This is a genomic window from Aminobacter sp. DSM 101952, from assembly GCF_001424795.1.
Taxonomy (GTDB): Bacteria; Pseudomonadota; Alphaproteobacteria; order Rhizobiales; family Rhizobiaceae; genus Aminobacter; species Aminobacter aganoensis.
This window is the reverse complement of sequence record NZ_LMCL01000011.1, coordinates 68,903-78,671: the sequence shown is the minus strand read 5'-3', so window position 1 is coordinate 78,671 and position 9,769 is coordinate 68,903. Positions and strand designations below refer to the sequence as shown.

At 64.4% G+C, this 9,769-nt stretch carries 7 protein-coding genes; 3 read left to right on the top strand and 4 right to left on the bottom strand.

Annotation, left to right across the window (positions count from 1 at the left end; translation table 11 throughout):
* Positions 1 to 237, bottom strand: a 237-nt coding sequence (locus ASC75_RS10035; protein WP_156381185.1) for an alcohol dehydrogenase catalytic domain-containing protein, incomplete at its 3' end; no start/stop codon positions are given.
* A gap of 221 nt (positions 238 to 458) precedes the next feature.
* Here ASC75_RS10035 and dnaE point away from each other — a divergent pair.
* Together dnaE and ASC75_RS10025 are read left to right on the top strand one after the other, a co-directional pair.
* A complete protein-coding gene (gene dnaE / locus ASC75_RS10030; protein ID WP_055973982.1) occupies positions 459 to 3,989 on the top strand; it encodes a DNA polymerase III subunit alpha in 3,531 nt (1,176 codons plus the stop codon).
* 167 nt (positions 3,990 to 4,156) lie between these two features.
* On the top strand, positions 4,157 to 5,167 hold the full coding sequence (locus ASC75_RS10025; protein ID WP_055973956.1) for a methyltransferase: 1,011 nt from the start codon (positions 4,157 to 4,159) through the stop codon (positions 5,165 to 5,167).
* Between the two features lie 8 nt (positions 5,168 to 5,175).
* Here the strand turns inward: ASC75_RS10025 and ASC75_RS10020 are convergent, their stop codons facing one another.
* Complete coding sequence (locus ASC75_RS10020) at positions 5,176 to 6,504, bottom strand: DNA polymerase IV (protein WP_055973953.1); 1,329 nt, start codon at positions 6,502 to 6,504, stop codon at positions 5,176 to 5,178.
* Between the two features lie 66 nt (positions 6,505 to 6,570).
* Here ASC75_RS10020 and ASC75_RS10015 point away from each other — a divergent pair, with 66 nt between their 5' ends.
* Entirely contained in the window at positions 6,571 to 7,146 is a 576-nt protein-coding gene (locus ASC75_RS10015) for a GNAT family N-acetyltransferase (protein WP_055973950.1), read from the top strand.
* A 5-nt stretch (positions 7,147 to 7,151) separates the two neighbouring features.
* Here the strand turns inward: ASC75_RS10015 and ASC75_RS10010 are convergent, their stop codons facing one another.
* Both ASC75_RS10010 and ASC75_RS10005 read right to left on the bottom strand, forming a co-directional pair.
* Positions 7,152 to 7,694 (bottom strand): DUF924 family protein, encoded by a 543-nt coding sequence (locus ASC75_RS10010; RefSeq protein ID WP_082496503.1) that lies wholly within the window; start codon positions 7,692 to 7,694, stop codon positions 7,152 to 7,154.
* 5 nt (positions 7,695 to 7,699) lie between these two features.
* Entirely contained in the window at positions 7,700 to 9,556 is a 1,857-nt protein-coding gene (locus tag ASC75_RS10005; protein WP_055973945.1) for a monovalent cation:proton antiporter-2 (CPA2) family protein, read from the bottom strand.
* Between the last annotated feature and the right edge of the window lie 213 nt (positions 9,557 to 9,769).

Below are 9,769 nucleotides of genomic sequence, written 5' to 3'. Positions count from 1 at the left end.
CTTGAGCGAGGTCACGCCCTTGCCGACATCGACGACGACGCCGGCACCCTCATGGCCGAGGATCGCCGGGAAGATGCCTTCGGGATCGGCGCCCGACAGGGTGAACTCGTCGGTGTGGCAGATGCCGGTCGCCTTGATCTCGACGAGCACCTCGCCCTCGCGCGGACCCTCCAGGTCCACCTCCATGATCTCGAGCGGCTTTCCGGCTCCGACGGCAACTGCGGCGCGGGTTTTCATGGCGATGTTCCTTCATGTATTTCGGGGGCAAAAATTCGGCGGCAGGGTTTCAGGTTTTGGCCGGGCGATCAACCGGGAAGGCGACATCGCAAGGTGCTAAAGCGGCTTCCCCGCATCGTCCTCCACAAGGCGTTTCCGGCGTGACCCCATGCGGGATGGACACGATGGCGCCCCTGGCCGAACATGCCGGCCGAAATCCTCCCTGCAAGGCAAACGATTCGATGTCGAGTGAACGGCCCCCGCGCGATCCACTGAAGCGTGAAGCGCTAAAAGCAGAAGCAAAGCCAGAGGCTTCGGCAAGGACGTTCATTCACCTGCGTGTTCATTCCGCCTATTCGTTGCTCGAAGGTGCGTTGCCGCTCGGCAAGGTCGTTGCACATGCCGTGAAGGACGCTGCGCCGGCGATTGCGGTTGCCGACAGCAACAATCTGTTCGGCGCGCTGGAATTCGCCCAGAAGGCGACCAAGGACGGCGTGCAGCCGCTGGTCGGCTGCCAGGTCGATGTCGACTTCGCCGAAAACATGGATGCCAGCCAGCGAGGGCCTGTTTTCAAGCAGGCGCTCGACCTGTTTCCCATCGTGCTGATCGCCGCCACCGAGGCGGGTTATGCCAACCTCGTGCGCATCGTCAGCCGCATGTATCTGGAAACGCCCAATGGCGAACCGGTGCATGCCAAGCTCGACTGGATCGAGGCACTTGCGGACGGCATCATCTGCCTGACCGGCGGGCCGCGCGGACCGGTAGGCAGCGCGATCAAGAGCGATCACCACGCCCTGGCCGAAGCCCGGCTTGTCGGAATGCAGGCGACGTTCGGCGACCGGCTTTATGTCGAGCTGGAACGCCTGGCCGGCTATGATCGCGGCATCGAGGCCGCAACAATCGACCTTGCCTACCGGCATCGCCTGCCGCTGGTTGCGACCAATGAGGCGTTTTTCCCGACCCGTGCCGACTATGAGGCCCACGACGCGCTGATCGCCATCGCCGAGGGTTCGGTGGTTGCCGAAGACAACAGGCGTCGACTGACCGCGGACAATTTCCTCAAATCCCAGAAGGAGATGTCGGAGCTTTTTGCCGATCTGCCTGAAGCGATTGACAACACGGTCGAGATCGCCCGGCGCTGTTCGTATTATCCCAAGAACCGCAATCCGATCCTGCCGCGCTTCACCGGCGGCGACATCGCCGATGCGGATGCGGCGGTGGCGGCCGAGGCTGCGGAGCTGACCCGGCAGGCCCATGATGGCCTTGCCATGCGGCTTGAATCCCGCGGCTTGGCAGAGGGTTACACGCCGGAGCAATACAAGGAGCGTCTCGAATACGAGCTCGGCATCATCGAGCGCATGAAATTCCCCGGCTACTTCCTGATCGTTGCCGACTTCATCAAATGGGCGAAGGTGCAGGGCATTCCGGTCGGCCCGGGCCGCGGTTCGGGCGCGGGTTCGCTCGTCGCCTATGCGCTCACCATCACCGACGTCGACCCGCTGCGGTTCTCGCTGCTGTTCGAGCGCTTCCTCAATCCCGACCGCGTCTCGATGCCCGACTTCGACATCGACTTCTGCCAGGATCGGCGCGAAGAGGTCATCCGCTACGTCCAGGCCAAATACGGCCGCGACCAGGTTGGCCAGATCATCACCTTCGGAACGCTGCAGGCGCGCGCCGTGCTGCGCGACGTCGGCCGCGTGCTGCAGATGCCCTACGGCCAGGTCGACAAGCTCTGCAAGATGGTGCCGCAGAACCCGGCCAACCCGGTGACGCTCGGCCAGGCCATCGAGGGCGAGCCCCGCTTTGCCGAGGAAGCCGAGCGCGAACCGATCGTCCAGACGCTGCTCGACATGGCGCAGAAGCTCGAAGGCCTCTACCGCCACGCCTCGACCCATGCCGCCGGCATCGTCATCGGCGACCGGCCGTTGTCCGAACTCGTGCCGATGTACCGCGACCCGCGCTCAGACATGCCGGTCACCCAGTTCAACATGAAATATGTCGAGCAGGCCGGGCTGGTGAAGTTCGACTTCCTTGGCCTGAAGACCCTGACGGTGCTGCAGAAGGCGCTGCAGTTCATCAGCCGCCGCGGCGTTGACATCGATCTCGCGCTCATCCCGCTGGATGATCCGCTGACCTATGCCATGCTGTCGCGCGGCGAAACCGTCGGCATCTTCCAGGTTGAAAGTGCCGGCATGCGCAAGGCGCTGATCGGCATGAAGCCCGACCGCGTCGAGGACATCATCGCGCTTGTGGCGCTCTATCGCCCGGGCCCGATGGAGAACATTCCGACCTACAACAACCGCAAGCACGGCGAGGAGGAAATCGCCTCGATCCATCCGATGATCGACCATCTGGTGAAGGAGACCCAAGGCGTCATCGTCTACCAGGAACAGGTCATGCAGATCGCGCAGGAATTGTCGGGCTACTCGCTCGGCGAAGCCGACCTTCTGCGCCGCGCCATGGGCAAGAAGATCCGCGCCGAGATGGACAAGCAGCGCGAGCGTTTCGTCACCGGTTCCATGGAAAAAGGGGTGTCCAAGCCCCAATCCAATGCCATCTTCGATCTGCTTGCCAAGTTCGCCGACTACGGCTTCAACAAGTCGCACGCCGCAGCCTACGCCATCGTTTCCTACCAGACGGCCTATCTGAAGGCGCATTATCCAGTCGAGTTCCTCGCGGCCTCGATGACCTACGATATGTCCAACACGGACAAGCTCAACGACTTCCGCCAGGACGCCATGCGTCTCGGCATCGACGTCGTGCCGCCATCGGTCATGACCAGCTTCCGCGATTTCGAGGTTGGCGAAAAGAAGATCTTCTATTCGCTCGCCGCCATCAAGGGCGTCGGCGAGGCGGCGGTCCAGCACATCGTCGCCAAGCGTACCGAGAAGCCGTTCGCCAGCCTCGCCGACTTCTGCGAGCGCATCGATCCCAAGATCGTCGGCAAGCGTGTTTTCGAAAGCCTGATCATGGCCGGTGCGTTCGATTGCTTCGGCTACGATCGCGCAGCCCTGATGGCCGGCATCGAGCGCATGATGGGCCTGGCCTCGCTGGCGCATGAAAACGCCACGCTTGGCCAATCCGACATCTTCGGCAGCGCCTTTTCGGGGCAGGCGCCGGTGCTGCACCTGCCGCAGGCCGAGCCGTGGCTGCCAGCCGACCGTTTGCATCGCGAATTCCAGGTCGTCGGCTTCTATCTGTCGGCGCATCCGCTCGACGAATACAAGGCGGCGCTCGAAAAGATGCGTGTCCAGAACTGGACCGACTTCGCCGCGGCCGTGAAGCGCGGCGCAACCGCCGGCCGCCTTGCAGGCACGGTGACAACCAAGCAGGAACGCAAGACCAAGACCGGCAACAAGATGGGCGTTGTCCAGTTCTCCGACGTCTCCGGCCAATACGAATCCGTGCTGTTTTCTGAAGCGCTGGCGCAATACCGGGACCTGCTCGAGCCTGGCAAGTCGGTGGTCATCACGGTCGCTGCCGAAGACCGCCCGGAGGGTGTCAGCCTGCGCATCCAGACCGTGCAGTCGCTGGAAGACGAGGCCAGTCGGGTGCAGAAGACGCTGCGCATCTTCGTGCGCGATGCAACGCCGCTCAACACCCTGTCCAACCACCTGACGGTGCGAGGCGAGGGCGAGGTCAGCTTCATCGTGCTCAAGGGCGAGGCGCAGGGCGAGATCGAGATCGAGTTGCGCGAGCGCTATCGCATCACGCCGTCCATCGCCTCCGCCATGCGGGCGGTGCCTGGCGTGGTCGAAGTCGAATTGGTCTAGGTGTCGCGCTTGGTACCGGCACGCCGAATTGCGGCGTGTTGCGGCGGACAATCCCAGCTGGTAATTTAGGTGGCGCTCACATGTAGTGCGTGCCGCTTCTGGGCATGCGCAATCCAGCTTCAATCGCTTTGATTTCAGGATCGCACCAGGCACTTGAAGGCTTCGTCATGGACGAGAAGGCCGCCGCATCAGAGCTCATGCAGATGGTGAATGGGTACCAGGTATCCCAGGCGATCTGCGTTGCGGCAACGCTTGGCGTTGCCGACCACCTGGCCAACGGGCCGCGCACAAGCGACGATCTCGCGGCAGCCACATCGTCACACCCGCAGTCGTTCTACCGGCTTCTGCGTGCGCTGGCGTCGGTTGGCGTGCTGCACGAAGGCGACGCGCGCCAGTTTTCACTCACCAGCCTTGGCGCAGGTCTGCGTTCCGATGCCGAGCACTCCGTCGGAGCGTGGGCGCGCATGGTCGGGCGAGCCTATTATCGCGATGCGTGGAGCGAACTGCTGCACAGCGTGCGCACCGGCGAGAATGCCTTCGCCCACGTCCATGGGACAGGCGTCTGGCAGTATCGCATCGAGCATCCAGAGGAATCCCTGATCTTCGACCGGGCGATGTCGTCCTTCGTGCCTGCCGTCGCCGCGGCCGTCCTGGCTGCATACGATTTCAGCAGGTTCGAGATCTTGATGGACGTCGGCGGCGGGCAGGGCGCGCTGCTGGCCGCCATATTGGCTCGCAACCCGTCGCAGCGGGGCATCCTGTTCGACCAGCCGCAGGTGGTGGAGGGCGCGGGGCCGGTGCTGCAGGCAGCGTCGGTGGCCGAACGCTGCCAGGTGATCGGCGGCGACTTCTTCCGCGCCGTGCCCGAGGGGGCCGACGCGCATGTGTTGAAATGGATCCTGCATGACTGGGACGACGAACGCTCGATAGCCATCCTGAAAAGCTGCCGCAGGGCGATCAGGCCTGGCGGCAGGCTGGTCGTGCTGGACGCGGTGCTGGCACCGCCCAACGAAGGCGCGCGCGCCAAGTTCGCCGACCTCAACATGCTGGCAGTGCCCGGCGGGCAGGAGCGGACCGAAGACGAGTTCGCAGGTCTCTTCGCTGCCTCCGGCTTCCGTTTGACGAACATCGTCGACGCCGGGCCGCGCATCAGCCTCATCGAGGGCAAGCCAATCTGAAGGGCAGCTCAGTCGTCCAGCGGTTCCGGCGGGCGGGTGTTGCGGCCCTTGCCGAATGTGTAGCCGGTCTCGACGGCTTGCCTGCCGAACTTGCCGCGCAGCACGTCGATGGCACCTTCCGCAAGTGCGCGCTTGCGTGACTGGACATCGACCAGGTCGGGCGGATCGGCGCGTCCGTCGTCCGACAGGTCGCTGACGCCGATGCCGAGCAGGCGGTATTTGGTGCCATCGGTTTCCCTGGCCAGCAATTGCATGCCGGTCTGGAAGATGCGGTCGGCGAGCCTTGTCGGATCTGCAAGCTGCCGGTTGCGGGTCTTGGTCTTGAAATCCTGCGTCTTGAGCTTCAGCACGACGGTCCGGCCCGCGATTCCCGCTTTCTTCAGCCGCGCCGACACCTTCTCCGACAAGGCGCGCAGGACCGGCACGAGGTCGGCCGACGTCGCGAGATCGGTGTCGAAAGTCGTCTCCGCCGAGACGCTCTTTGCCTCGTGCTCCGGCGACACCTGGCGGTCGTCCTGGCCGCGTGACAGGTGGTAGAGCCGGCTGCCCATGGTGCCGTAGCGCCGCATCAGGTCGCCGCGATCCATCCGCTGGAGCTGGCCGATGCTGCGGATGCCATCGTGTTCGAGCGTTGCCGCAAAGGCCTTGCCGACGCCCCAGATCATCGTCACGGGCTGTTGCGCCAGGAAACCCACTGCCTCTGCCTCGCCGATGACGGCAAAGCCGCGCGGCTTGCGGAAGTCGGAGGCGATCTTTGCCAGGAACTTGCAGTAGGACAGTCCTGCCGAGACTGTGATGCCGATCTCCTTTTCAACGGCGGCTGCGAATCGGGCCAGCACCAGGGCCGGCGGCAGTCCGTGCAAGCGCTCGGTGCCGTCGAGATCGAGAAACGCCTCGTCGATGGAGATCGGCTCGACCAGCGGCGTCAGCGCCTGCATCATCGCACGCACCTCGCGGCCGACACGGACGTATTTCTCCATGTCGGGCTTGACGACCACCGCTTCCGGACAGGCTTCGAGCGCCTTGAACATCGGCATCGCCGAGCGCACGCCATGGATGCGGGCGATGTAGCAGGCTGTCGAAACCACGCCGCGCTTGCCGCCGCCGATGATGACGGGTTTGTCCTTCAGGTCGGGGTTGTCGCGCTTTTCCACGGCGGCATAGAAGGCGTCGCAGTCGATGTGGGCGAGATGCAGCTTGTAGAGTTCGGCATGGCGCAACAGCCGAGGGCTGCCGCAGGCATGGCAACGCGGGCCCGTGCCGCGCTGAAGGCCAAGGCAGTCGCGGCAGAAACCGTGGCTGGGATCGTTGACAGGCATCGCCTTCACTGCGAACATAAAGAGAACGAAGGCGATTTTATGCCAGCCGCTGTGCCGCGACAAGGCTGCGCGACGGAGCTATCCATGACTGATGCCATCTTGCCGCTGACGCCTGATCTGTGGCCGCATTTCGAAGATCTGTTCGGCAAGCAGGGCGCTTGCTACGGCTGCTGGTGTACCTATTTCCGGTTGCCGCCGGCGGCCCGCCGCGCAAGCAATCGCGAGCGCAACAAGGACCACATCAGGGCGCGCATCGAGGTAGGGCCGCCGCCGGGCTTGCTTGCCTTGGAGGCCGGGCAGGCGACAGGCTGGATGCAGATCGGCCCGCGCGCCGACGTGCCCGAGTTCAACAATGCGGGCAGGGGTTCCGCTCCTCTCGATCCCGGTGATGCCGCTGACCCCGGCGTTTGGGCGATCTCGTGCTTTTTCATCCGCAACAAGGCGCGCGGCCGGGGGCTGACCCACCAAATGGTCGGTGCCGGCATCGACTTCGCGCGCCGGTGCGGTGCCCGGCGGCTGGAGGCATGCCCGATGGACCAGTCGAAGGATTCGCGCTCGGTCGGCCTTTTCGTCGGCTCGACAAGGGTGTTCGAGCAGGCAGGCTTTCGGCGGGCGGCCGAGCGCAAGCCCGGCCGACCGCTGATGCAACTGGAGCTCTGAGGCGCTCAGCCGGAAAAGCCGCCGCTTTCGAGGAACGCCAGTTCCTGCTCGCTCGACTCGCGCCCGAGGATGAAGTTGCGGTGCGGGAATCGGCCGAAACGCGCGACGATGTCGCGATGGCCAATGGCGTGCTTCAGGTAGTCGCCACCAAGGGCGGTCGAGCGTTCGAGCGGGATGTCGTGGTCGGCCAGCGTTTCCGAGTGCGAGAACGGCAGGTAGAAAAACACGCGGATCGGTCCTTCGGTGGCCATGTCATGGCCGTCGTCGATGACCTTGCGGGCGAAATATCGGGCAAGCGGATCGGTGGCATACATGTGGCCGCTGCCGCGGAAACAATTGCGCGGAAACTGGTCGAGCAGGATCATCAGCGCCAGCGCCCCTTCGGGGTCGCTGGCCCAATGGTCGCACTGGCGCTTGGCGGCAGCCATGTGCAGGTCGCCGAAACGGCTGCGGAACCGGTCGTCGAACATATCGTCCTTGCGAAACCAGCCTTCGGGGCCGGCTTCGCGCCAATAGGCGACGACTTCGGTTGCGCGCTGCCTGTCCATCATGATCAATTCCTTTCCGTCTGTTCGGCCGTCTTCCTGGCGATGACGCTTGCCGCTTCCTCGTTGAGTGCCTTGGCGGCACGGCGCGGTGGCGTCAGCGGCGTCGGCACCGGGCCCGGTATGTTGCCCTGCAGATAGTTTCCGCCGGACCGGATGTCACCGGCGAACTGCATCTCCAATCGCGCCGCATCTCGATTGCGCACTTCTTCGATCACTTCGGCGACTTCGTCGGGATCCTCGCCGAGCTTTTCAAGCGTGGAGCCGCCGAACAGCAGCGCCGATTCGAATGTCTCGCGCAGCTGGAAATCGACGCCGGCGCGAATGAGCTCGATCGCCGTGCCGCGGTCGTAGGCTCGCGCCAGCACGGGTATCAGCGGGAATTCGGCCCTGAGGTGCCCGGCGATGCGGACAGCCACATCTGCCTTGTCGACGCAGATCAGCACCGCTCGGGCGCGTCCAGCACCAGCGGCATGCAGGATGTCGAGCCTGGTACCGTCCCCGTAATAGACCTTGAAGCCGAAATCGGCCGCCGCCTGGATCATTTCGACATCGTTGTCGATGATCGAGACATCGACGCCGCGCAGCAGGAGCGGCTGGCTGGCGATCTGGCCGAATCGCCCGAAGCCGATGACCAGTACCGTGCCGCTCAGTTCCGCCGCCACGTCGACGTCTTCGAGCGACTGCTCGTCCTTTGGCGTGAAGCGGCGCAGCACCATGATCGCCAGCGGCGTCAGCACCATGGAGATGATGATGATCGCTGTGAGGATGGCGTTGGATTCGCCGTCGATGATGCCGACGGCGAGGGCAGACGAATAGAGCACGAAGGCGAATTCGCCGCCTTGCGCCATGACCACCGCGCGCTCCAGGGCCTCGCGATGTCCGGAGCGCAGGCAGCGCGCCACGACGTAGATGCCGATGCCCTTCGCCAGCATGTAGACGACGACGTAGAAGGCGATCATCTGCCAGTTGGCCGCCACCACCAGCAGGTCGAGCGACATGCCGACTGCGATGAAGAACATGCCGAGCAGGATACCGCGGAAGGGCTCGACGTCGGCTTCGAGCTGGTGCCGGAAGGTCGATTCGGAAAGCAGCACGCCTGCGAGGAACGCGCCCATCGCCATGGAGAGGCCGCCAAGTTGCATCGCGAGTGCCGATCCAAGCACGACCAGCAGTGCGGCGGCGGTCATCACCTCGCGGGCACGCGAATCGGCAAGGACACGAAACAGCGGGTTGAGCAGGTAGCGGCCGGCCAGCACCAGGCCGGTGATGGAGGCGATGCCGATGCCGATGTCAGTCAGCCGGCTCGCCCAGCCGGCATCGGCCTCGCCGGCCGAAACCGGGGCGAGGAACGCGACGAGCGCCAGCAGCGGGACGATGGCGAGATCCTCCAACAGCAGGATCGACACCATGCGCTGGCCTTTGGGCGTCGACATCTCGCCGCGCTCTTCGAGCAGTTGCATGACGATCGCCGTGGAGGTCAGGACGAAGCCGGCACCGGCGACGAAGGATTGCGCAACGGAAAACCCTGTCGCCAGCCCGATCGATGTCAGCAGCAGGGCGCAAAGGCCGACCTGGAATGCGCCAAGGCCGAAGATCTCTCGGCGCAGGCCCCACAGCCGCGACGGCTGCATCTCGAGACCGATGATGAACAGGAACATCACCACGCCGAGCTCGGCGACATGCAGGATGGTCTCCGCCTCGGAGAACACGCCGATGCCGAACGGGCCGATGATGACGCCGGCAGTGAGGTAGCCTAGGATCGAGCCGAGGCCGATGCGCTTGAATATGGGGACTGCGACGACGCCCGCGGCCAGCAACGCCACAACCGGTATCAGATCGACGCCCGTAGTCTCTGCCGCCATGCGCTATGTCGATCCTTTGTTTGCGGAGCAAGCCGCTTGAGGGGAAGTTCAAGATAGGTGGTTCGTGCGCCGCCGAACAGCCCGGCTGATCGATCGAAATTTCCATGCGGGCGAGACGCACGCGCTGGCCCTACAACCTGCCATTGCGTGTGACATGTCATGACGTTAAGGGCGATGTCGTTTCGACCTGCGGGGGGTTGAACTGCCGCCGGC